18 protein-coding genes and 1 pseudogene are annotated in these 22129 nt (G+C 71.6%); 15 read left to right on the top strand and 4 right to left on the bottom strand.

Going from position 1 to position 22129, the window contains the following annotated elements; genetic code table 11:
* Positions 1-22: 22 nt before the first annotated feature.
* Entirely contained in the window at positions 23-436 is a 414-nt protein-coding gene (locus J7E96_RS26720; protein ID WP_215134673.1) for a cupin domain-containing protein, read from the bottom strand.
* A 52-nt stretch (positions 437-488) separates the two neighbouring features.
* On the opposite strand from J7E96_RS26720, the gene J7E96_RS26715 reads away from it, so the two are divergent.
* The 5 genes from J7E96_RS26715 (at position 489) to J7E96_RS26695 (ending at position 7489) form a co-directional block, all read left to right on the top strand.
* On the top strand, positions 489-1466 hold the full coding sequence (locus tag J7E96_RS26715; RefSeq protein WP_215134671.1) for a GlxA family transcriptional regulator: 978 nt from the start codon (positions 489-491) through the stop codon (positions 1464-1466).
* 108 nt (positions 1467-1574) lie between these two features.
* On the top strand, positions 1575-2495 hold the full coding sequence (locus J7E96_RS26710) for an ABC transporter substrate-binding protein (RefSeq protein WP_251070475.1): 921 nt from the start codon (positions 1575-1577) through the stop codon (positions 2493-2495).
* Positions 2492-3373 (top strand): amino acid ABC transporter permease, encoded by an 882-nt coding sequence (locus J7E96_RS26705; protein ID WP_215134667.1) that lies wholly within the window; start codon positions 2492-2494, stop codon positions 3371-3373. The genes J7E96_RS26710 and J7E96_RS26705 overlap by 4 nt, the downstream gene beginning before the upstream one ends.
* On the top strand, positions 3370-4128 hold the full coding sequence (locus J7E96_RS26700) for an amino acid ABC transporter ATP-binding protein (protein ID WP_215134665.1): 759 nt from the start codon (positions 3370-3372) through the stop codon (positions 4126-4128). The genes J7E96_RS26705 and J7E96_RS26700 overlap by 4 nt, the downstream gene beginning before the upstream one ends.
* 25 nt (positions 4129-4153) lie before the next feature.
* Positions 4154-7489: an NACHT domain-containing NTPase gene (locus J7E96_RS26695; protein WP_215134663.1), complete on the top strand. Its 3336-nt coding sequence runs from the start codon at positions 4154-4156 to the stop codon at positions 7487-7489.
* A 6-nt stretch (positions 7490-7495) separates the two neighbouring features.
* Here the strand turns inward: J7E96_RS26695 and J7E96_RS26690 are convergent, their stop codons facing one another.
* Positions 7496-9271, bottom strand: a complete 1776-nt coding sequence (locus J7E96_RS26690; protein ID WP_215134661.1) for an FAD-dependent oxidoreductase — start codon at positions 9269-9271, stop codon at positions 7496-7498.
* Positions 9272-9428: 157 nt separating this feature from the next.
* Between J7E96_RS26690 and J7E96_RS26685 the strand changes: the two genes are divergently transcribed.
* The 7 genes and pseudogenes from J7E96_RS26685 to J7E96_RS26655 all read left to right on the top strand — a co-directional run bounded on the left by J7E96_RS26685 (position 9429) and on the right by J7E96_RS26655 (position 15148).
* Positions 9429-9890 carry a YchJ family protein gene (locus J7E96_RS26685; RefSeq protein WP_215134659.1) on the top strand — a complete coding sequence of 154 codons (462 nt, stop codon included), beginning with the start codon at positions 9429-9431 and terminating at the stop codon, positions 9888-9890.
* A gap of 100 nt (positions 9891-9990) precedes the next feature.
* Entirely contained in the window at positions 9991-10332 is a 342-nt protein-coding gene (locus J7E96_RS26680; protein ID WP_251070474.1) for a DUF3140 domain-containing protein, read from the top strand.
* The gene (locus tag J7E96_RS26675) at positions 10329-11033 is read left to right on the top strand and encodes an endonuclease (protein ID WP_251070473.1); all 705 of its coding nucleotides are present in this window, start codon (positions 10329-10331) and stop codon (positions 11031-11033) included. The genes J7E96_RS26680 and J7E96_RS26675 overlap by 4 nt, the downstream gene beginning before the upstream one ends.
* An 86-nt stretch (positions 11034-11119) precedes the next feature.
* Positions 11120-11320 carry a hypothetical protein gene (locus J7E96_RS26670; protein ID WP_215134656.1) on the top strand — a complete coding sequence of 67 codons (201 nt, stop codon included), beginning with the start codon at positions 11120-11122 and terminating at the stop codon, positions 11318-11320.
* Positions 11321-11353: 33 nt separating this feature from the next.
* Positions 11354-11626 (top strand): hypothetical protein, encoded by a 273-nt coding sequence (locus J7E96_RS26665; RefSeq protein ID WP_215134654.1) that lies wholly within the window; start codon positions 11354-11356, stop codon positions 11624-11626.
* Positions 11627-11862: 236 nt separating this feature from the next.
* Positions 11863-13834 (top strand): annotated as a pseudogene (locus J7E96_RS26660) (NAD-binding protein).
* Between the two features lie 270 nt (positions 13835-14104).
* Positions 14105-15148: a helix-turn-helix domain-containing protein gene (locus J7E96_RS26655; protein WP_251070472.1), complete on the top strand. Its 1044-nt coding sequence runs from the start codon at positions 14105-14107 to the stop codon at positions 15146-15148.
* Between the two features lie 64 nt (positions 15149-15212).
* Here the strand turns inward: J7E96_RS26655 and J7E96_RS26650 are convergent, their stop codons facing one another.
* Positions 15213-17297 carry an MDR family MFS transporter gene (locus J7E96_RS26650; RefSeq protein WP_215134650.1) on the bottom strand — a complete coding sequence of 695 codons (2085 nt, stop codon included), beginning with the start codon at positions 17295-17297 and terminating at the stop codon, positions 15213-15215.
* A gap of 154 nt (positions 17298-17451) precedes the next feature.
* Between J7E96_RS26650 and J7E96_RS26645 the strand changes: the two genes are divergently transcribed.
* Positions 17452-18864: an NAD(P)-binding protein gene (locus J7E96_RS26645; protein WP_215134648.1), complete on the top strand. Its 1413-nt coding sequence runs from the start codon at positions 17452-17454 to the stop codon at positions 18862-18864.
* On the opposite strand, the gene J7E96_RS26640 is transcribed toward J7E96_RS26645, so the two are convergent.
* Positions 18851-19927 carry an ATP-dependent DNA ligase gene (locus J7E96_RS26640; protein ID WP_215134647.1) on the bottom strand — a complete coding sequence of 359 codons (1077 nt, stop codon included), beginning with the start codon at positions 19925-19927 and terminating at the stop codon, positions 18851-18853. The two genes, J7E96_RS26645 and J7E96_RS26640, sit on opposite strands and share 14 nt — an antisense overlap.
* A gap of 95 nt (positions 19928-20022) precedes the next feature.
* Here J7E96_RS26640 and ligD point away from each other — a divergent pair, with 95 nt between their 5' ends.
* Positions 20023-21036, top strand: a complete 1014-nt coding sequence (gene ligD, locus J7E96_RS26635; protein ID WP_215134645.1) for a non-homologous end-joining DNA ligase — start codon at positions 20023-20025, stop codon at positions 21034-21036.
* Between the two features lie 7 nt (positions 21037-21043).
* Positions 21044-22129 (top strand): ABC transporter permease, encoded by a 1086-nt coding sequence (locus J7E96_RS26630; RefSeq protein WP_215134643.1) that lies wholly within the window; start codon positions 21044-21046, stop codon positions 22127-22129.

Raw genomic sequence — 22129 nt, 5'->3', positions numbered from 1 at the left:
TGCCCCAGAAAGGTCTGGTCCGTCAGAGCATGTGACCAGTGGTCGCGTCCACGTGTGACGGGACCGGGTCGTGGCGGTCGCCCACCGTTGACGTGCCCGTCGGTTCGAACAGCAGAATCGACGCTCCGTCCGCCGCCGACGGCTTGTGCCAGATGCCGCGCGGCACGACGTACACCGAGCCGGTCGCCAGGACCACGGACCGCTCCACGCCGCCCTCGCGCAGGGCGATGGTCAGCTCCCCGTCCAGGACCTGGAAGAACTCGTCCGTGTCCTCGTGTACGTGCCATACGTGCTCGCCCGCGACCTTGGCCACGCGTACGTCGTAGTCGTTGACCCGGGTCACGATGCGCGGGCTCCACAGCGCGTCGAAGGAGCCGAGTGCGTCGGTAAGTGCGATGGGCTCGTGCTGCTTGCCCTGCTCGTACGTCGTCGTCATGACCTCACCTTCGCCCCTGGCGCCGCACCTGCGCGAGTGCTAGAAATCGCACATGGCGCAAGGATCCTCGCACCGCGTCGTCGTGATCGTCGACGAGAACTCCAACCCCTTCGAGCTCAGCTGCGCGATCGAAGTCTTCGGACTGCGCCGCAAGGCCGAACTCGGCCGCGAACTCTACGACTTCGCCCTCTGCTCCCCCGAGTCCCGCACCCTCATGCGAGACGGATTCTTCACGCTCACCGGCGTCGCGGGGCTGGAGGCGGCCGACACCGCCGACACCCTGATCGTGCCCAACCGGCCCGACACCGACGTACCGCGCCGCCCCGCCGTGCTGGACGCCGTCCGCCGCGCCCACGAGCGCGGCGCGCGGCTGGTGGGCTTCTGCAGCGGCGCCTTCACGATGGCCGAGGCAGGCGTGCTCGACGGCCGCCGCGCCACCGCGCACTGGCAGTGGGCGGACACCTTCCGTACCCGCTTCCCCGCTGTCCGGCTCGAACCGGACGTGCTGTTCGTCGACGACGGCGACATCCTCACCGCGGCGGGCAGCGCAGCCGCCCTCGACCTCGGGCTGCACCTGGTCCGTCGCGACCACGGCGTGGAGGCCGCCGTCTCCGTCAGCCGCCGCCTCGTCTTCGCCGTCCACCGCGACGGCGGCCAGCGCCAGTTCGTCGAGCACCCGATTCCCGCACCCACCTCCTCCGCCGACACTTCCCTCGGCCCGCTCCTGGAATGGGCCAGGGGACGGCTCGGCACCGCGCTGACCGTCACCGGCCTCGCCGCCCGCGCCGCTGTCAGCCCGGCGACGCTGCACCGCAGGTTCCGCGCCCAGCTCGGCACCACGCCGCTGGCCTGGCTCACCGCCGAACGCGTCGCGCTGGCCTGCCGCTTGATGGAACGCGGCGATCCCTCCGTCGAGTCCGTGGCCCGGGCGAGCGGACTCGGTACGGCCGCCAACCTCCGCGCGCAGCTCCGCCGCCGCACCGGACTCACCCCCAGCGCCTACCGCGAGCGGTTCGCACCTGGCGCCTGAACCGGCCGGAATTCACCGGCTCGCCATACATTGCGGACACATTCCAGGATGCGGACGTTTCCAGCCGTGACCTGGACAAACGCGCTCGCGCACTGCCAGTCTCCCGCCATGCGCCCTGCCAGCCTGCTCCGTCGCCGTACGACCGCCTTCTCGCCCTTCGCCACCTTCGCCGCGCTCACCGCCACGGCCGTCGTGACCGTCACGGCCGTCACCGGCTGCGCCCCGCAGCCCGAGTCCCCGGCCGCCGCGCCCGGCGACGCCAAGGCGAGCTGCGCGCCGGGCAAACTGGCCACCGAGGTACCGGGCAAGCTGACCATCGGCACCGACAAGCCGGCGTACGCACCGTGGTTCGACGACGACAACCCGGCCAACGGCAAGGGCTTCGAGTCCGCGGTCGCGCACGCCGTGGCGAAGAAGCTCGGCTACGGCAAGGACCAAGTGGTGTGGCAGACCGTGCCGTTCAACACCGCCTTCGCGCCCGGCGAGAAGAAGTTCGACTTCGACCTCAACCAGATCTCCATCAGCGAAAGCCGCAAGAAGGCCGTCTCCTTCTCCTCCGGCTACTACGACGTCCGCCAGGCCGTCATCGCCCTCAAGACCTCCAAGGCCGCGAAGGTCAAGACCCTGGCCGGCCTCAAGGACGTCAAGCTCGGCGCACAGGTCGGCTCCACGAGCCTCGACGTCATCGGCGACGTCATCAAGCCCAAGCGGCAGCCCGCCGTCTTCCAGAAGAACGACTTCGCCAAGACCGCCCTCAAGAACGGCCAGGTCGAGGCGATCGTCCTCGACCTCCCCACCGCCTTCTACATCACATCGGCCGAGGTGCCGGAGGCGGAGATCGTCGGCCAGCTGGAAAACAACAACACCGGGAGCGGCCCGGCCGAGCAGTTCGGTCTCGTACTCGACAAGGACAGCAAGCTCACGTCCTGCGTGACCGGCGCGGTGGACGCCCTGCGCGCGGACGGGACGCTCGCGGCGCTGGAGAAGCAGTGGCTGTCCGACGCCGCTGACGCCCCGGTGCTCAAGTGACCATGGAGAAGGCGGGCGCAGTGCAGGAGGAGGAGTACGTCCCCTCCGCCCGGCGCCTCGAACGCGAGCGCCACAAGCGCGCCCGCACGCGCCGCGCCACCGCCATCGCGGCGTTGAGCACGCTCCTCACAGCCGCCGTCCTCTTCCTCGTCGTCACGAACTCGCCGGGCTGGCCGCGTACGCGCGAGACCTTCTTCAGCGCCGAGTACGCCCGCGAGGCGCTGCCCAAGGTCATCGACGGCCTCTGGCTCAACCTGCGGCTGCTCGTCGTCTGCGGAGCCGCTGTCCTCGTCATCGGCATGCTCCTCGCCGTGGCCCGCACCCTGCGCGGGCCGGTGTTCTTCCCGCTGCGCGCCCTGGCAGCGGCGTACACCGACTTCTTCCGCGGCCTGCCGCTCATCATCTGCCTGCTGCTGGTGGTCTTCGGCGTACCCGCCCTGCGCCTGGCCGGTGTCACCACCGACCCGGTGCTGCTCGGCGGCGCGGCGCTCACGCTGACCTATTCGGCGTACGTCGCCGAGGTGTTCCGGGCGGGCATCGAGTCCGTCCACCCCTCGCAGCGGGCGGCGGCCCGCTCGCTCGGTCTCTCCAGCGGCCAGGCGCTGCGGTTCGTTGTGCTGCCGCAGGCCGTGCGGCGGGTGGTGCCGCCGCTGCTCAACGATCTGGTGTCGCTTCAGAAGGACACGGGTCTGGTCTCGATCGCGGGCGCGGTCGACGCCGTGTACGCGGCGCAGATCATCGCCAGCAAGGAGTTCAACTACACGCCGTACGTCGTCGCGGGTCTCGTCTTCGTCGCGCTGACCATCCCGATGACGCGCTTCACGGACTGGGTGACGGCCCGCATGGACCGGCAGCGAGCCCAGGGAGGCACAACATGACCGCCACCGCCCCGGTTCTGCGGCTGGAGAACGTACGCAAGACCTTCGGGCGCGACGCCGTCGTGCTGCGCGACGTGAATCTCGACGTCGCCCCGCACACCGTGACCGCCCTCATCGGCGCCTCCGGATCCGGCAAGTCGACCCTCCTGCGCTGCGCGAACCTCCTGGAGGAGATCGACGACGGCGCGATCTTCCTCGACGGCGAGGACATCACCGACCCACGGGCGGACGCGGACGCCGTACGCCGCCGGATCGGCGTCGTATTCCAGGCGTACAACCTCTTCCCGCACATGACGGTGCTCGACAACATCACCCTCGCCCCGCGACGCGTACACGGCACCTCGCGACCGGAGGCGGAGGCACAGGCCCGCGAACTCCTCGACCGCCTCGGCCTCGCCGACAAGGCCACCGCCTACCCCGATCGCCTCAGCGGCGGCCAGCAGCAACGCGTCGCCATCGCCCGCGCCCTCGCCGTACGCCCGCGCCTCCTCCTGCTCGACGAGATCACGGCGGCGCTGGACCCGGAGCTGGTGGGGGAGGTCTTGAACGTCGTACGGGACCTCAAGGGCGACGGCATGACGATGGTCCTGGCCACTCACGAGATGGGCTTCGCGCGCGAAGTCGCCGACCAGGTCTGCTTCCTGGACGGGGGAGTGGTGCTGGAGCGCGGCACACCGGAGCAGATCTTCGGCGACCCGCAGGCCGAACGCACCCAGCGCTTCCTGCGGCGGATTGTCGAAGCCGGACGCCTGTAACCGCTTCTGGTGATAGACCAGAACGGTGACGGTACGGGGGCGACGACTTCTCAGCTACAGCGACGCGGTGGCGATTCTCGGCGGCGACAGCGCGGCACTGGCGGCAGCCGACCAGGCGCTCGGCGGTGCGCTGTCGATGGCCACGGGCGGGGCGAGCGACGCGGTGCTCGACCTGTTCGCGGCGCGGGGAGGGGTGCTCAGGCTCGGGCGTGATCTGACGACGGGGCTTCGGGAGCGGCTGGGGTCCGCGGAGCGGGCGGATCGTACGGAGCGGATCGCGGCGGCTCATGCGGTGCTGGTGGTGACGGCGTACTTCGACGCACTCGGCGAGTTGGAGCTCCCCTTTGAGTTTGCTGAGCTGGGGTTGACGCGACGCGAGCAGATCAGCCTTGCGGGCGGGGCGGACATTGAACGCAGCTTCGTACGCGCGTTGGTCGCGACCGCCATTCCGCAGCCCGCCCCGCATCAGCCGTACGAAGAGGTCCTCGTCGAACTTCGCAACTGGTACATGGGTCTCACTGACCGGCTGCATCGCTTCATCACTGGGCTCGCTGTACGGGACCGGTTGGACGAAAGGCAGCGGCGTGCGGTGGTGGACGCCCTGGCCGACACGCTGCCTCCGACAGCGGTCGAGCGCTATCAGGAGCTCTACAGCCAACTGGCGCTCGAAGTGCCCGAGTTCGGGTTCTGGTCCGGGCAGCTCGAACACCAGGCCACCCGTGCACACCTGAGGCAGGCGCTCACCGGAGTCGAGTCCGCCCTCGCCGGCCTGACCACCGTACGCCCGTTCAGCCACGCCGCCGCAGCCCTCGCCACCGGCTACCGGGCCGCCCTGCCCCGCCCCATCCTGGCCGAGGGCGACGCGCCGACGGGCGTGTGTCTGCCCACTCTCGGCGAGGGGTACGTCGACCCCGACTTCCGCGTCCGGGCAGTGACGGAAGGCCCCCACGGGCCCGCCGAAGAGGAGTGGTGGGAGACCGTGCCCGTACGGTCCGACCTCACGGAGTACCTCGCGGGCGCCCTCACCTCGGTCGCCTCCACTACCGCGCCCCTGGTCGTCCTCGGCCAGCCGGGTGCGGGGAAGTCCGTGCTGACGAAGATCCTCGCGGCCCGGCTGCCCGAGGCGGGCTTCCTGCCCGTGCGGATCGTGCTGCGCGAAGTGCCGGCGGACGCCGACGTACAGGACCAGATCGAGTACGCCGTCCGGGCGGCGACCGGCGAGCGGGCCACCTGGCCGGAGCTGGTCCGGGCCGCCGAAGGGTCCGTACCCGTCCTCCTCTTCGACGGCTTCGACGAGCTGCTCCAGGCCACCGGCGTCAGCCAGTCCGACTACCTGGTACGGGTAGCCCGCTTCCAGCAGCGCGAGGCGGACCAGGGGCGGCCCGTGCTCGCGCTCGTCACCAGTCGCACCGCCGTGGCCGACCGCGCGAGCTACCCGGAGGGCGCGGTGGCACTGCGCCTCGAACCCTTCAGGAAGCAGCAGGTCGAACGCTGGCTCGACCTGTGGAACCACCTCAACGAGCCGTATCTCACCGCGAACGGGCTGCGCCCCCTGCCCGCTGCCGTCGCCGCACGGCACCAGGCACTCGCCTCCCAGCCGCTGCTCCTGCTGATGCTCGCCCTGTACGACGCCACAGGGAACGCGCTGCAATGCGGAGCCGGAAACGAAGAGCCCCTGGGTGAGGCTGAGCTGTACGAGGAACTGCTGGCGTCCTTCGCCGTCCGGGAGGTGGGCAAGTCCGCCACAGCGCTGACGAAACAGCAACTGGCCGACCGCGTCGAGCAGGAACTCCAGCGGCTCTCCTTGATCTCCTTCGGCATGCTGAACCGGCACCGCCAGTGGATCACCAGCGCCGAGCTGGAGCAGGACCTTACGGCGCTTCTCGGCCGCCCCCAGTCACATCAGGCCGCCGGCTTTCGCGCGCCCCTCGATCAGGCGGAGATCGCACTCGGCCGGTTCTTCTTCGTCCAGCGGGCCCAGGCGCTCCGCGATGACCAGCGGCTGGCGACGTACGAGTTCCTGCACGCGACCTTCGGCGAGTACCTTGCCGCCCGTCTCGCCGTACAACTCCTCAGCGGACTGCTCGACCAGCGCCCGGCGCTCTCCCTCGGCCGGGCGGGCGTGGACGACGATCTGCTGTACGTCCTGCTGTCCTACGCGCCGCTCTCCTCCCGCCAGATGCTCCGCTTCGTCGGTGCCCGCATCGGCCTCATCCCGCCGGAGGACCGTGAACGGCTCGGAGAGCTTCTCGTCACCGTGATGGCCGACCACCGCAACCGCACCGAGCACCGGTTCTCCGAATACCGGCCGACCGTCCGCGCGACATCGTCGCGGCACGGCGTGTACGGCGCGAACCTGATGATGCTGACGGTGCTGGTCAGGGACGGCGTTAAGGCGAGCGAAGTGTTCCCCGGAAGGGCTAATCCGGCCGGGGTCTGGCATCGGTACGTGCTGTTATGGCGGTCGGCCTTCACCGAACCGGAGTGGACGGACTTCGCGATCGCGCTCGACCTCCGCCACATCTGGACCGACGGCAGGCGGGACCTGGACATCCTTCCGGCGGAAGGCCTCCTCGGCGTGGAACCGGTGGACGCCTTCTGGCTCTACGGCCGTCCACCGGGTCACGGGGACCGCACCAGCAGGGTCTGCTGGTCCCGCCCTTACCCGGAACAGATCCGGCACAAGATGGCGGTGTCCGGCGGAACCAACGACGCTATCGTCCTGCACGCCGTGGATCCCGTCTTCCGCTGGATGGGATCCGCCGTCACTACTTTCGTCGGTACGCCGGACGGCACGGCCACTTCCCTCGCCCACAGCCTGACCGACCTGTGGCTGGCGAGCGGTCTGGGCGTCGCCTCGGACGCCGACCTGGCCGTCCTGTACGAGCGTTGCGGCACGTTCCTCGAACCATCCTCCGGTCTCGATCACGTCATCCGGCGCGGCGCGATCCTGCTCGTCCTGGGGCAACTGGTCAACGACGCGGGCCGCCTCCCGGCGTCTGTGGTGACGGGTGTACTGGACGCGCTGATGGAGTATCCCGGCCTTGACGTGCTGGAGGTGATGGCGCGGTCGGCGATGACGGCACTGGAGTCGGGCGCCACCGGCGCGGACCGCGCCGCGCTCCGGCGGTACTGGGAGCTTGCCATCGACGTTCACCTGGAGAACGGCGCCTTCGGCCGCGTGCTGGCCCTGTCGGCTCAGGCCGGCGAATGGCAGTGGGCCGACGGGCGGTTCGGCGCCGCTGCCCGGGAGGCGTTGGACCGAGTGACCGACGACCAGTTGCGCGACGTCCCGCCGGAAACCCTCGCCCGGGTGCGCAGCCTGGTCGCCGCGTACCCGGGCCAGGACGGTCGGCCCTGACCGTCGTCACCCCACATCCAGCGCGTTCCGCAGCCCCAGCCGGTACCGCGTCAGGTCGTGCCGCTTCAGGGCGGCGAGCTCCGGCGGGCGGAACAGCGGCGTCACCGTGCACCGTGGCGCCGTCGAACCGACCCGGTCCAGCAGGGCGTTGACCGCCGCGCGGGCCGACGCGTTCGCGCCTTCCATCGTCGCCAGATCGATGTCGACGGAGACGTAGTCGCCCGCCAGGAAGAAGTTGGGGATCTTCGTCGCCGCCGCCGGGCGGTTGTGGAGCGTACCCACCGGGTGGATCAGCAGCTCGTCCTCGTTCGTGGGGTTGGGGGTGCCCGTGCCGTCCACGCCCGGGTCCAGGAACCACGAGTGCAGTGTGCTGTCGCGCAGCACCGTCTTGCCCGTGTCGTTGAGCGCCGCCTTGAGCTGCGCCCACACCTCGCGCGCGATCTCCTCGCGGGTGCACTGTTTCGCCGTCTTCCCGTACAGAATCCCGGGCTTGTCCCATTCGGAGATGTCGACCGAGAGGCAGTCGGCCGCCGTGCCGTCGCCGTAGTCGGCGGGGAAGTCGCGGTCCGGCCAGTGCTGGGCCTGGGCGATTGCGGTCAGGGACCAGGGCGAGTCGATGAGGTTGACGTGGCCGTGCAGGATCGGCGTACGCTCCGTCAGGTAGAACTGGATGCCCGTCATCCAGTCAGTCCTGAGCCGGTCGCACCGCGCCAGCTGCGGGTCGGCGGCGCGCATCGCGGCGCTCCAGGTGGGCCGGGCGTGCTCCACCGGGAGGGCGCAGACGTACTGGCCGGCGGTCACGGTCCGGCGTACGCCGTCGGGGTCCTCGATCATCGCCGCCGAGATCTTCCCGTCGGCGTACCTCATCTCCCGTACGGTCCAGCCGATCCGGAAGTCGACGCCCAGGCCCCGCAGATGGTCCACCCAGGGGTCGATCCACGCCTCGTTGGTGGGGGCGTTGAGGATGCGGTCCGGCGGGCCGTCGGCGCCCCGGCCGAGCGCGTTGAGTACGAAGGCCTCGCCGAGCGTGCCGACCGTACGGGTGCTGGCTTCCTCGGCCTTCGTCGCGACGATGTTGCGGGTGACGCCGATGGCGAGGATGCGCTGGTAGTCCTTGGACATGCGCTCGGCCCGTACGAAGTCCCACCAGGGCGTCCGCTCCCACGTGTTGTCGCGCCGCTCGTCGCAGCTGGTCAGGAAGACGAGCGCGCGGTTGACGAAGTACGCCGTCTCGTGCGCGGGGAGGTTGGCGGCCGTTTCGAGGAGCCCGGTCAGGGCCCGGCGGAGGTCGTCGAGGGTGAGGTCGGCCGGCTGGTGGCCGGGCCAGGGGATCGGCATGCGGAGGTCTTCGCGGCCGCCCGTGCGCGCGAACATCATTTCGCGCGGTGCGACGAGGTTGTCGTGGACGCCGTTGGCGTTGCCGGGGAAGGGGATGCGGCGCATCGTGTCCGGCAGGTTGTGGTAGATGCCGGGGATGAACCGGAAGCCGTGTTCGGCGGGCAGCGGCCTGCGGCCGCCCTTCGCGCTGTCCGGTACGTCCATGCTGCGGGCCTTGCCGCCGAGCGCCCGTCTCTCGTACACCGTGACCGCGAATCCCCGTTCGGCGAGCTCGTGCGCTGCCGTGAGGCCCGCGACGCCGCCGCCCAGCACGGCGACGGATTCCTGAGCCGTACGCCGGACACCGGCCGCCGTCGCGGGCGCCGCTCCCAGCGTCATTGCTCCGGTCGCTGCCGCTGCCACGGCCGCTGCCCCTGCCACGAACGTGCGTCTGGAACTGCCCATGCCCGTCCCCCTTGTCGCCTTACCGGCGGTAACTGTCGCGTCAGGCCCAGGAGACTAAGGCCGGCCCCCACGACCCGGAAGGCACGTGCGGGCTCCTGTGTCCATCGGCCGCACATTGGCGCGAAAGAGCCCCATCCGACACAGGCACAATGGGGACATGTCCCGACGCAGTTCACGCGGTACGAGCCGCCGCCCCCGGAGCCGGTCCGTTGCCGCGCCCCCCGCGCCCCTCTCCGCCGCAGCACCCTGCCCCTGCGGACTCCCCGCCGCCTACGGCGAATGCTGCGGACGCTTCCACTCCGGCGAGGCCGCCGCGCCGACCGCCGAGCTCCTCATGCGCTCCCGCTACAGCGCGTTCGTGGCCCAGGACGCGGCGTACCTGCTGCGCTCCTGGCACCCCGACACCAGGCCGCAGACCCTCGACTTCGACCCGGACATGCGCTGGCAGGGCCTGGACATCCTGGCCACCGCCGACGGCAGTGCCTTCCACACCACGGGAACGGTCACCTTCCGCGCCCACTACACGCACGAGGGCGAGCCCGGCGAACTGCACGAGCAGAGCCGTTTCGCGCGGCACGAGGGCGCTTGGGTCTACCTGGACGCTGTCTTCACGCGCTAGTAGCCGTGCTCGGCACGCCTTTCATCCCGGTCTGGGAGAGTTTCGGCCCACGTCGCAGGGGTACTGCGGACGGGACCCCAGAACCACCGGGAGGCACACCATGGAAGGCATCACCGACCTGGAACTCGAAGCGCTCTGGGACGATTTCCACCGCGTGGTGAACATGACGTCGCAGGAACTGGGCACCTGGCTGCGCACCAGTGGCGCCGGTGAGCATACCGAGCCGCTGCCCGAGCGGGCCGGGACCCAGACCGGGCGGCAGGTGCTCGCGATCCTGGGCAAGCGGCGCACGGATCTGACGGAAGACGACCTCGCGGTCATGCGGCAGGTGGTGGAAACCGTCAGCGCACAGCGGCGCACCGACCTGGAGCCGATGTCGGGGGACGGCGTCTGGCGACACCGGCTGATGCTGCTGGGCCACGACCCGCTCAAGCCGGCATGACCGCCGGCACCCGGACCCGCTCCGGCTCCGGCGCCCGCTCCAAGGGCGGCCAGGACGAGCGCACCGTCCGGGCACTCCTGGACGCGCACGGGCGTACGTACACCGCCGAGGCCGGCATCCGGCTGCGCGACACCCCGCAGCCGCTCTACCGCCTTCTCGTCCTGTCCCACCTCCTGAGCGCCCGGATCCAGGCCTCCATCGCCGTGGCCGCCGCCCGCGCGCTGCACGACGCGGGAATGCGCGACGCGCGCCGCATGGAGAGCGCCACCTGGCAGCAGCGGGTCGACGCCCTCGGCGAGGGCGGCTACCGCCGCTACGACGAACGGACCGCCACGCAGCTCGGCGACGCGGCGCGGCTGGTCCTGGACAAGTACGGCGGCGACCTGCGCCGCATGCGCGATGCCGCCGACGGCGATACGGAGGCGCTGCGGAGCCTGCTGCGCGAGGTCCCGGGACTCGGCCCCGCCGGTACGGACATCTTCCTGCGCGAGGCACAGGCCGTATGGCCGCAGGTCGTGCCGTACCTGGACGGCAAGGCCCTCCAGGGCGCGGAACGGCTCGGGCTGCCGACGGACCCGGCCAAGCTGGCCGGCCTCGTCGACGAGGGCGAGGTCGCCTCGCTGGCGGCGGCGCTCGTACGGGTCGCGCTCGACCGGCATATCGCGGAGGAGCTGCGGGACGAGCTGCGGGACGAAGGCTGATCCCGCGCGACCCGCGACGGGGCCGTTACGGCAGGGGCGCATGGGGTACGCGAGGGGCGGCGGGACCTACGAGAGAGGTAAGCACTGTGCCCGAGCCAGGCAGCAAGAAGTACGACACGAAGCGGGCCCGGCTGCGGAAGGAGGCCGAGGACAGCGGCGTACCGGACAAGCACGCCAACGAGCAGGCCAACGAGAACCTCCAGGCCGACCCGCACTACCGGAGCAGCGGCCCTCGCACCGAGCGCGGCAGTGGCCCCGAGAGTGAACGCTCCGAGCGGCCCGACTGACGCGGTGGCCGCCGCAGGAGAGGAGCGCAGGCGATGAAGCGCCAGGAACGCGACGACGGTTTCGAAGGCCGCGAGGAGCGGCGCGGACCGCGCCCCCCGCTCGGCAAGGGCGACACGGACGCCGTCGCGGGCAGCGACGTACAGCAGCCGGAGGTCGCCGAGGGCCCCGTCGAGGGAATCCAGCCCGGAGAGCGGGTCCAGCGCGGGCCGTGGCAGCCTCCGGTGGAGGCCGATCCGCCGACGGGCAGCGGCGCCTCGGGAGACCGCGAAGCCGTACGGGAGCAGAAGAAGCGAGGCGGCCCTTAAGAAGCCGACCCGGCAGCAGTCGCCCCCGGAGCCCCGGAGCCCCGGAGGCGGCGGCAGGGGTGAAGGGCGCTGACGTATCGTCAGCCCTCGGTGGCCGCCAGTCCGTTACGAGCCCCGGCGTCCGGCGCCCCCCGCCTCAGACCCAGGGCCGCACGCACCGGTCGCGGGCCGCAAGGCACCCTAGGAGCGTGACCTCACTTCCCCGGCAGGGGCAACACGGCCCCCGCGAGCACCACATGATCGTCAGTGGCGACGACGCACTCGCTCACCGGCTGGCCGCCGAGCTGCGCGAGGTGTACGGGGAGCGGGTGACCCTCGTCGTACCGCCCGCCCGCGAGTCGCGCCACGCGCCCGCGGGACGCCCGGTCCGCGTTCCGGACCGGGCGTCCCGCGGGCTTCGGGCGGGTGTCGGCGGTCATGGGCCGGACCGGCGCCACGGCCCCGGGAGCCACGGGCGCGGCCGACCGGGACGACCGGCCCGCAGACGCCGTACGTATCGTCGAGGCGTGGGAACTCGACGACCTCGTACTGGCCGAGGCCGGCGTCGAGCGGGCCGCCGCGCTCGCCCTCGTCCACGACGACGACGAAACCAACATCCGTGCCGCGCTGACCGCCCGCCGCCTCAACCCCCGTCTGCGCCTGGTCATCCGCCTCTACAACCGCAAGCTCGGCCAGCACCTCGAAGAACTCCTCGACCAGGCCGCCGCCCTCGCTTCGCCCGGACTCGACGCCGCCGCCCTCGACGCCGCGACCACCGTGCTCTCGGACGCCGACACCGCCGCCCCCGCCCTGGCCGCCACCGCGGTCGCCGGCACCAGCAAGGTCGTCCAGGCCGACGGACTGCTCCTGCGCGCCGTCGAACGCAACCCGCCCGCCTGCGGCGAGGTCGCCGACCCCGGACTCTGCACCCTCGCGCTGCTCTCCTCCACCACTAGCAACCCCGCCGGCGCCGAAGGTTCCGACCGCAGCGGCGAGGAGGCGCCGCGCCTGCTGCCGGACGACCGCAGCGTCGCCGCAGCCACGGGCCGGGGCACCATTGTGCTCGAAGCGATCTCCCACACGGGTACGATGCCGCCGCCGGGTCGGCTCGCAGGCCGCGGCCTCCCGCTCGCCCAACTCTTCTCCCGCCGCCTGCGGTGGGCGATCGCCGGCATCGCGACCGCCGTACTCGGCCTCGCCGTCGCGTCCTGGCTCACCACCGGCGACCACCCCCTGCACGCCGCCTACGTCACCCTGCTCGACCTCTTCGCCATCAACGACCCCGCCGTCGACGCTCCCCTCGACCGTCAGATCCTCCAACTCCTCGCCGGACTGGCCGGGATGCTGTTGCTCCCCGTGCTCGTCGCCGCCGTACTCGAGGGCCTCGGCGCCCTGCGCAGCGCCTCCGGACTGCGGCGCCCGCCGCGCGGACTGTCCGGCCATGTCGTCCTGCTCGGCCTCGGCAAGGTCGGCACGCGCGTACTGGCCCGGCTGCGCGAACTCGACATCCCCGTGGTGTGCGTCGAGGAGGACCCGGAAGCGCGCGGTATCGCGCTCGCCCGCCGCCTGCGCGTACCGACCGTGATCGGCGACGTGACGCAGGAGGGCGTACTCGAAGCCGCCAAGATCCACCGGGCGCACGCCATGCTCGCCCTCACCAGCGCCGACACGACGAACCTCGAAGCCGCCCTGTACGCACGCTCCGTCAAGTCCGACCTGCGCGTGGCTCTGCGCCTGTACGACGACGACTTCGCCACCGCCGTCTACCGCACCCTGCGCGCCGCCCACCCCCGCGCCCTGACCCGTAGCCGCAGCGTCTCGCACCTCGCCGCGCCCGCCTTCGCCGGGGCGATGATGGGGCGCCAGATCCTCGGCGCCATCCCCGTCGAACGTACGGTGCTCCTCTTCGCCGCCGTCGCGGTGGCGGGCCTGCCGCAGCTCGAAGGCCGTACGGTCGCCGAGGCCTTCAGCTCCGGCGCGTGGCGCCTCCTCGCCCTGGACACCGCGACCCCCGGCGACCGCCGCGACGACCTGAGCGCGGCCCGCGCCGCCGACGAGGACGGCGGCGGCAGGCGCGCAGGCGATCCGCCGCGCCTGGTGTGGGACCTGCACCCGGGCTACGTTCTGCGCTCCGACGACCGCGTCGTCCTCGCGGCCACCCGCCGCGGCCTCGCCGAACTCCTCGGCCGTACGCCCGCGCCCCGCGCCGACGCGCCACCGACGGGCTGACTGCGGCGGCGACACCGAGCCGGTCACCTTCGGCCTGCCGGGCCTCGGCAGGTACGGCACATCCGCCTCCCGCACCCGCCACCCGGGGGATCTGACGGTCTGCCCCGGCCCGGAGCTGACGACCCCTGTACGGCAGCTCCGGGCCCGCCCATCGTTTCAGGGAGGCAACTCCCGGCGTATTTCCGGTTTCCGGCAATCTTTATGCTCTGTTAATGCCGAAGGGCTTCAGGAAGCATCAAGGATCCGGGGAAGCGCGTGACAGAGCCTGAAATGTCCGAAGAGTATCTGGACGGCTATGCCCAGATCCTGGCGGAGGTCTCCGTGACCGGCCGCCGTCTCACCAGGGACGAGCTGGACTCCCGCCGCGCCCTCGGGGAACAGGCGGCCGAGGCCGGCCACGGCCTGCGCGCCCTCGTCGGCCGGCACCTGGCCGCCACCCGCGCCGCCTGGCCGGGCGCGTCCGCGGCGCCGGACCGGGTCCTGGCGGCGGTGGAACAGGCCGTCGACGCCTTCGCCGAGGGGTACGAGCGGGCCCAGCGGCTGGCCGTACGCCAGGAAGAGGCGGCCCGCCGCGAGTTCATCGACGACCTCCTCCACGGGCGCAGCGACCTGGGCCGCCTCGCCGCCCGCGCCGAGCGCTTCGGCCTGCGGCTCTCCCAGGCCCACGCCGTCGCGGTGGCCGAGGGCGCCGAGGCGTACGAGGACACCGACCACGTCACGCGCCGGGTGGACCGCGAACTCGTCGGCCGCTTCGGCGACCGCCGCATCCTCATCGCCACCAAGGACGGCCGGCTGGTCTGCATCGTGCCCGGCGACCAGGCCGACGTGCTCACCCACTTCGCCAAGCAGGCCCACGCCGCCACGGAGGGCGGCCGCGTGGCGATCGGCCGTGCGCATCCCGGCGCGGGCGGCGTGGTCCATTCGTACGAAGAGGCCCTCAGCGCCCTCGAACTGGCCGACCGCATGGCGCTCGACAGTCCCGTGCTGCGCGCCGCCGACCTGCTGGTCTTCCCGGTCCTCACCAGGGACCGGCAGGCGATGGCGGACCTGGTGCTCAGCGCGCTCGGCCCGCTCCGACGGGCGCGCGGCGGAGCCGAGCCGCTGCTGGAAACCCTGCGCGTGTACTTCGACGCCGGCTGCGTCTCCGCCGAGGCGGCCCGCCGCCTGAGCCTGAGCGTACGGGCACTGACTTACCGCCTTCAGCGCATCCACCAGCTCACCGGTTCCGACCCGGCCGACCCGATGCACCGCTACACCCTCCAGACGGCGGTGATCGGCGCACGACTGCTGGAATGGCCCGCCAAGGCGATCTGACGCGGTGGCCGGTTCTCCGCCGTCACGATCGTCGGCGACCTGGTGTTCCTGCCGACCCAAACGATCAACGGCGGCCGGCCGGCAGGCTCTCGCCCTGCGCGAGGTCCTCGGCGAGCAGCCGCTTGGCGATCGCGTCGATGGCGGCCATCAGCTCCTCGTTGCCCGGCCGCCCGCCGTCCATCTCCAGCTGGTCGCCGATCCAGCGCGCCCACGCCGCACCGATCACCTCGGCCTCGCGCTCGCCCGCCGGGGTGTGCGAGAGCAGGTTGCGGTCGCGGGTGAGGAAGCCCTCGTCCACCATCCGGTCGAAGACCGGCAGCAGGACCTCGGGCGGAACGTTGCGACGGGCGGCGATCAGCCCGAGGCTGGCGTGTCCGACGATGCGGGTCAGCAGCGCGACCTGCATGACCGCCCACGCGCCCGCGATGTCGAGACGGGTGTCGGAGCCGCTGACGATCCACCGCGCCGTGTCGGGGCCCTTGGCGCGGAGGATCTGCCCGACGGCCAGCTCCAGCAGCTTGGCCGAATCGCTCGACATGGGCGACGCGAACCCCTCACCCATGTCGGTCGAGCCCGCGCGGGCGGCGTCGCGCAGCTTGACCTGCTTGAGGAACAGCGACACGACGAAGCCCACGATCGCGACCGGGACCGTCCACAGGAACACCGTGTGCAGCGAGTCGGCGTACGCCTGGACGATCGGCCCGGCCTGCGCGGTCGGCAGCGCGTGCAGACCCTCCGGGCTCTGCGCGGCCCGCGCGAGGGCCGCGGGATCCGCCCCGCCGGCGCCGGCGGCCTCGGTGACGCCGGCGGTGAGGTTGGGGCGCAGCGAATTGGCATAGATGGTCCCGAAGACGGCGGTGCCGAAGGACATGCCGAGCGTACGGAAGAAGGTGACACCGGAGGTGGCCGTGCCGAGGTCCGTGTACTCCACGGTGTTCTGTACGGCGATCGTCAGGACCTGCATGCACAGGCCGATGCCGAGGCCGAGGACGAACATGTAGAGCGACTCCACCCAGGTGCCGGTGCCCGTGTCCATCAGGGACAGCAGGAACAGGCCGATGCCCATGACGAGCGAGCCGATGATGGGGAAGATCCGGTACGTGCCGGTCTTGCTGACGACGTTGCCGCTGAAGACGGACGCGATGAGCAGGCCGACGATCATGGGGAGCGTACGGACGCCCGAGACGGTCGCGGAATCCCCGTCGACGTACTGGAGATACGTCGGCAGGAAGATCATCGCGCCGAGCATCGCGAAGCCGACGACGAAGCTGAGGATCGAGCAGACGGTGAACACGGGGTTCGAGAACAGCCGCATCGGCAGCATGGGCTCGGCGGCGCGCGTCTCGGCGTAACAGAACAGGGCGAGCGCGATCAGGCCGCCCGCGAAGAGACCGACGATGACGCTCGAACTCCAGGCGTACTCGTTGCCGCCCCAGCTCGTCGCCAGGATCAGCGCGCTCGCGCCGAGCGCGACGAGCGCGATGCCGAGGTAGTCGATGACGGGGCGGGTCGCCGAGCGTACGGACGGGATGTTGCGGGCGGCGGCGATGACCACGAGGACCGCGATCGGTACGTTGATGTAGAACGCCCAGCGCCAGGTCAGGTGGTCGGTGAACAGGCCGCCGAGCAGCGGTCCGATGACCGTGGCGATGCCGAAGACGGCCCCGATCGCGCCCTGGTACTTGCCGCGCTCGCGCAACGGGATGACGTCGGCGATCAGGGCCATCGAAGTGACCATCAGGCCGCCCGCACCGATGCCCTGGAGGGCGCGCCAGGCGATCAGCTGGGTCATGTCGCCGGAGAGGCCGCACAGGAACGAGCCGGTGATGAAGACGATCGCGGAGACCTGGAAGACGAGCTTGCGGCCGAAGAGGTCGCCGAACTTGCCGACGAGGACGGTGGCTACGGTCTCGGCCAGCAGGTAGGCGGTGACCACCCACGACATGTGCTCGGCGCCGCCGAGTTCCGCGACGATCGTCGGCAGCGCGGTGCCGAGGATCGTCTGGTCCAGGGCGGCCAGCAGCATGCCGAGCATGATCGTCGCGAAGACGAAGTTGCGCTGCCGGCGGTCGAGCACCGGTGGGGCGGAGGCGGCCGCCGGTGCGGGTACCGGGGCCTTGGCCGGGCTGGACTCGCGGGTGGTGGTCACCCTTGCACCCTCACACCGGCGCGGGCGCCGCGCACGCGGTGACGTCCGTACGCCGTAGGGGCGGGTAGGGGAAAGGCCCCGCCAGGGGTCCCGGGTCGGGTCGCCCCGCACTGGGCAGGCTTCAGCGAGGATAATCCGGGCTGAAGGGGACGGCATGGCGGACTTCGCGGTGATCGGCGGCGGCATCGGCGGACTGGCGACCGCCCTCTTCGCGGCCAGACGCGGCCACCGCGTGGCCGTCTTCGAACGCGACGCCCGAGCCCCCCGCGCCGGCGGGTCCACCCTCGACGAGGACTTCTTCGGCTGGCGGCGCCCCGGCGTACCGCAGGCCGCCCAGCCCCACCTCATGCTCGGCGCCGCCCGCTCCGTGCTCCGCGCCGAAGCACCCGACGTCTACGACGCGATCATCCGGCTCGGCGCCCGCGAACGGCACGAACTCGACTGGTTCGAGCAACGGCCCCGCGCCCGGCCCGGCGACGAGGACCTGGTGATGGTCCAGGCGCGCCGCATCGTCGTCGAGACGGCGCTCACCGACGCCCTGCGCGCCGAGCCGCGCGCCGTCCTGCGCTACGGCGAACCCGTCACCGGCCTGCTCGTCGACCCGTCAGCCGCCCCGCCGCGCGTCCGCGGCGTACAGACCGAACGCGGGGCGTACGAAGCCGAGCTGGTGATCGACGCGGGCGGCCGCCGGTGCGCCTCGGGGCAGTGGCTGACCGTGGCCGGCTGCCGGCCCCCGGTGGTGGAGCGCCACCGTACCGGCATCGCGTACTTCTGCCGCTGGTACCGGCTGCCCGACGGGCGCGCGGACGGACCCGCCCGGCCCTGGACGGTGTCCGGTGGCACGTTCGCCGGGTGCGCCGTCTTCCCCGCCGACAACGGGTTGTTCGCCGTCACCCTCTTCGTCCATACCGAGGACCCGTCGCGCGGCGCGCTGCGCGACCCGGCCGTCTTCGAGGCGGCGGCCCGCACCTTCCCGCCAGGCGCGGCATGGCTGGAGCTGGGCGCGCGGCCGCTCTCCCAGGTGCTCGCGACCGCCGGACTCGACAACCGTTGGAGTGTCCTCGTCGACGAACAGGGGCCCATAGCCGCCGGCATGATCGGCGTCGGCGACGCCGTCACCCACACCAGCCCCACCCTCGGCCAAGGCATGTCGCTCGCCCTGTGGGCGGCCCGCCGGGCAGCCATGGAGACGGACCACGGAAGCAGCGGTGAACCGGGCTCGCCGGACTTCGTCGCCGAGCACTACGCCTGGGCGCTGCGCACCCTCAAGCCCTGGTTCGACTTCCAGGTCATGACCGACCGCGCGATCGGCGAACGCTTCGCCGTACGGGAGTTCAGGGCCGGACCCGCCCGCGAGACGGCGGCGCTCTTCGAGTGCGCCCAGGAAGACCCGGAAGTGATGCGGGCACGCGCCAGGGTCCGGCATCTCGCGGCGCCCCCGGCCGAGGCGTACGGCGCCCCGGAAGTCAGGGCCCGGGTCGCGGCCTGGCTGCTGGCGCACCCCGGCGACGTACCGAACACCGTGGGCCCCGACCGCAGGGAGTGGGAGAAGATCACCGCGCCCTGAGTACGTCGGCCAGGTCGTAGCTCACCGGTTCCTCCAGCTGGGCGTACGTACAGCTCTCCGGCGTACGGTCCTCACGCCACCGGCGGAACCTCGCCGTGTGCCGGAAGCGGTCGCCCTCCATGTGGTCGTACGCGACCTCGCACACCCGCTCGGGCCGCAGCGCCACCCACGACAGGTCTTTCTTCCCCGACCAGCGGCTCGGCGCGCCGGGCATCCGGGAACTCTCGTGCGCGGTGACGTCCGACCAGGCCGCCCACGGGTGACCCCCGGCTTCGGGCGACTCCATCCGCAGCGGACCCAGTTCGTCGATCAGCTCCTGGCGGCGGCGCATCGGGAACGCCGCGCACACTCCGACGTGCTGGAGCACGCCCGCGTCGTTGTAGAGGCCCAGAAGCAGCGAGCCGACGACGGCGCCGGTCTTGTGGAAGCGGTAACCGGCGACGACGCAGTCCGCCGTCCGCTCGTGCTTGATCTTGTACATCAGACGGGTGTCGGGGCGGTACGGCATGGACTCCGGCTTGGCCAGCACACCGTCGAGCCCCGCGCCCTCGAAATGCTGGAACCACTCCTTCGCCACCTCGATGTCGTTCGTCGCCGGCGCCAGGTAGACCGGGGGCGGGGCGCCTTCCATCGCCCCGGCCAGGGCGCTGCGGCGGTACACGAACGGGGCGTCGAGCAGGGCCTCGTCGTCCAGGGCCAGCAGGTCGAACGCGATGAAGCTCGCGGGCGTACGTTCGGCGAGCGTACGCACCCGGGAGTCCGCCGGGTGGATGCGCTCGCTCAGCCGGTCGAAGTCGAGCCGGCCGTCGTGGACGATCACGATCTCGCCGTCCACGACGCAGCGCGGCGGCAGTGCGGCGCGCAGTGACTCGACCAGCTCGGGGAAGTAGCGGACCAGCGACTTGCCCGTTCTGCTGCCGATCTCCATCTCGTCGCCGTCCCGGTGGACGATCGCTCGGAACCCGTCCCATTTGGCCTCGTACTGCATGCCGGGTCCGGGCGGGATGGTGGCCACGGCCTTGGCCAGCATCGGTTTCACGGGCGGCATCACCGGCAGATCCATGGATTGATTCTGCGACTTTCCGCGCGGGATCGCTCGATTTCGGGCTGTATGCGGCAAAAGTGCGCCAAAAGCCCGGCCCGCTTAGCGTGGCGGGCATGGGTGAAGCGGTGGAGCTGCATACCGGAGAGCGGACCGTACGGCTGTCCAGTCCGGACAAGATCTACTTTCCCGAGCCCGGCTACACCAAGTGGGACGTGGCTCAGTACTACCTGGCCGTGGGGGACGGGATCACGCGCGCCCTGCGCGACCGGCCGACCACCCTCGAACGCTTCCCCGAAGGCATCGGCGGCGAGTCCTTCTTCCAGAAGCGCGTCCCCAAGAACCTGCCCGACTGGATCCCCACCGCCCGGATCGCGTTCCCCAGCGGCCGCACCGCCGACGAGATGTGCCCCACCGAGACCGCCGCCGTGCTCTGGGCCGCGAACCTGGGCTGCCTCACCTTCCACCCCTGGCCGGTACGCCGCGACCGCCCCGAACACCCCGACGAGCTGCGCATCGACCTCGACCCGCAGCCCGGCACGGACTTCGGGGACGCGGTCAGGACCGCCCACGAACTCCACGCGCTCCTCGACGAACAGGGCCTGCGTGGCTGGCCCAAGACCTCCGGCGGCCGCGGTCTGCATGTGTACGTGCCGATCGAGCCCCGCTGGACCTTCACGGAGGTACGCCGAGCCGCGATCGCCGTCGGCCGCGAGCTGGAGCGGCGCATGCCGGGGCGGGTCACCACCGCCTGGTGGAAGGAGGAGCGCGGCGAGAAGATCTTCGTCGACTACAACCAGACCGCCCGCGACCGCACCATCGCCTCCGCCTACTCCGTACGGCCGCGCCCGCACGCGCCCGTTTCCGCGCCGCTGACCTGGGACGAGCTCGACGAGACCGATCCCCGCGAGTTCGACATCGCCACCATGCCGGTCCGGTTCGCGGAACTCGGCGACGTACACGCGGACATGGACGATCACGCGTTCCGCCTGGAAGGCCTGCTGGAGCTGGCCGAACGCCACGAACACGACCACGGGCTCGGCGACATGCCGTACCCGCCGGACTACCCGAAGATGCCGGGGGAGCCCAAGCGGGTGGCGCCGAGCAGGGCGAAGCGCGAGGGCGCGTGAACGCCGGATGAGCGAGGGCGTTGGCGAGGGCGCACCGCGCGGCCCGGCGCACGGCAGAGCGCCGACCCGCGCCGAGAAGTGGGCGGCGTTCAAGGAGTCGCCGTTCCTGCCCGCCCTCGTGCTGCTGTTCATCCTGGCAGCCGCCGCCGGCCTCTTCGCCGGCTCCTACACGTACACCATGGCCAACCCCACCCCGCACCGGATTCCCACTGCCGTGGTCGGCGACATGTCCGCACCGGACGGCCGGGCTTTCGTCACCGGCATGGAGAAGGCGCTCAACGCCTCGCTCGTCCTGACCCGTTACGACACCTACTCCGAGGCGCGCTACGCCGTCGACGAGCAGGAGGAGTTCGCGATTGTGCGGATGAGAGGCCGTGGCGTCGAGCTCGACGTGGCGGGGGCGTCGGGCGCCTCGGTCGCGCAGGTGCTCGCCGAGACGGGCGCGAAGGTCGGTAAACAGACCGGTGTACCGGTCGCGATCAGGGACATCAAGCCGCTGCAAGAGGGCGATCCGCGCGGACTCGCCCTCTTCTACATCTCGCTCGCCGCCGTCATCATCGGCTTCGTCGGGGCGATCCAGCTGAGCGTGCACGCCCGCGTGCTGAACCCCGCCGAGCGCATCGGCTTCACCGTTGCCTACTCACTCCTCGGCGCGTTCGCGATCGCCGCCGTCGTGGACTGGCTGCTCGGGGCGCTCGATCTGCCGTTCGTCGAGTCGTGGCTGATTCTGGCGCTCACGCTGTTCACGTCCGGGATGGTCTTCACGATGTTCAACACCCTGATGGGCCGGTGGGCGATGCTCCCCACCTGGGGGCTGATGGTGCTCCTGGGAAACCCGTCGTCGGGCGGGGCGGTGTCCTGGCCGCTGCTGCCGTCCGTACTCGGCCACATCGGTCAGTGGCTGCCGCCGGGCGCTTCGGTCAACGCCCAGCACACAGCCGTGTACTTCCAGGGGCACCAGCACCCTTTCCCGTTCGTGGTGCTGGCGGGATGGGTGCTGGTCTCCTCCACGGTCTTCTGGGTGTACCGGCACCGGCACCCCGGCGGACGCGACCGCGCGCCTGCGCACGCGGCCGCGCCCGCCGGGGCGTAG

This window comes from Streptomyces sp. ISL-96 (assembly GCF_018614035.1).
Taxonomy (GTDB): Bacteria; Actinomycetota; Actinomycetes; order Streptomycetales; family Streptomycetaceae; genus Streptomyces.
Note: the sequence above shows the minus strand (reverse complement) of the source record. Positions and strands in the feature narration are given on the sequence as shown.

Bases quoted from the DNA above. Each gene is read 5' to 3' on its own strand.
- J7E96_RS26690 (WP_215134661.1), bottom strand. From the start codon at position 9,271: ATGGGCAGTTCCAGACGCACGTTCGTGGCAGGGGCAGCGGCCGTGGCA.
- J7E96_RS26710 (WP_251070475.1), top strand. From the start codon at position 1,575: ATGCGCCCTGCCAGCCTGCTCCGTCGCCGTACGACCGCCTTCTCGCCC.
- J7E96_RS26685 (WP_215134659.1), top strand. From the start codon at position 9,429: ATGTCCCGACGCAGTTCACGCGGTACGAGCCGCCGCCCCCGGAGCCGG.
- J7E96_RS26665 (WP_215134654.1), top strand. From the start codon at position 11,354: ATGAAGCGCCAGGAACGCGACGACGGTTTCGAAGGCCGCGAGGAGCGG.
- J7E96_RS26720 (WP_215134673.1), bottom strand. From the start codon at position 436: ATGACGACGACGTACGAGCAGGGCAAGCAGCACGAGCCCATCGCACTT.
- J7E96_RS26640 (WP_215134647.1), bottom strand. From the start codon at position 19,927: ATGGATCTGCCGGTGATGCCGCCCGTGAAACCGATGCTGGCCAAGGCC.
- J7E96_RS26655 (WP_251070472.1), top strand. From the start codon at position 14,105: ATGTCCGAAGAGTATCTGGACGGCTATGCCCAGATCCTGGCGGAGGTC.
- J7E96_RS26675 (WP_251070473.1), top strand. From the start codon at position 10,329: ATGACCGCCGGCACCCGGACCCGCTCCGGCTCCGGCGCCCGCTCCAAG.
- J7E96_RS26700 (WP_215134665.1), top strand. From the start codon at position 3,370: ATGACCGCCACCGCCCCGGTTCTGCGGCTGGAGAACGTACGCAAGACC.
- J7E96_RS26715 (WP_215134671.1), top strand. From the start codon at position 489: ATGGCGCAAGGATCCTCGCACCGCGTCGTCGTGATCGTCGACGAGAAC.
- J7E96_RS26680 (WP_251070474.1), top strand. From the start codon at position 9,991: ATGGAAGGCATCACCGACCTGGAACTCGAAGCGCTCTGGGACGATTTC.
- J7E96_RS26645 (WP_215134648.1), top strand. From the start codon at position 17,452: ATGGCGGACTTCGCGGTGATCGGCGGCGGCATCGGCGGACTGGCGACC.
- ligD (WP_215134645.1), top strand. From the start codon at position 20,023: ATGGGTGAAGCGGTGGAGCTGCATACCGGAGAGCGGACCGTACGGCTG.
- J7E96_RS26630 (WP_215134643.1), top strand. From the start codon at position 21,044: ATGAGCGAGGGCGTTGGCGAGGGCGCACCGCGCGGCCCGGCGCACGGC.